Below are 324 nucleotides of genomic sequence, written 5' to 3' on the forward strand. Positions count from 1 at the left end.
AGTTTGTGACATTTGAAATAGTAAGTTGTTTGCAGTGAATTTAGAGCTTCCTTGGTAAGTTATAGTTACTAAAGGAAAAGTTACTGGTTTTTGCTTTGAACCAACTGCACGTATTACACTTGACATTCCATCTCCTTTCATTTCAATTTTTCTTTTCTTTTTAATAACTAAGCTAGACTTAATTAAATAATTACCAGTAGGAAAGTAAATAACTCCACCTTTATCCTTATCTATTGCATTTATAGCTTTTTGAATTGCCTTTGTATCATTAGTTTTTCCATCCCCTTTTGCGCCAAATCTTTTTACATTATACCTGTAACCATT

1 protein-coding gene is annotated in these 324 nt (G+C 30.6%); it reads right to left on the reverse strand.

The window, feature by feature from the left end; genetic code table 11:
• A partial coding sequence (locus ACLWS4_RS38245) for a glycosyl hydrolase family 28-related protein (protein ID WP_416876602.1) occupies nucleotides 1–324 on the reverse strand: 324 nt, incomplete at both ends.

The sequence above is a fragment of the Kitasatospora sp. SC0581 genome (assembly GCF_048159585.1).
Classification (GTDB): Bacteria; Actinomycetota; Actinomycetes; order Streptomycetales; family Streptomycetaceae; genus Kitasatospora.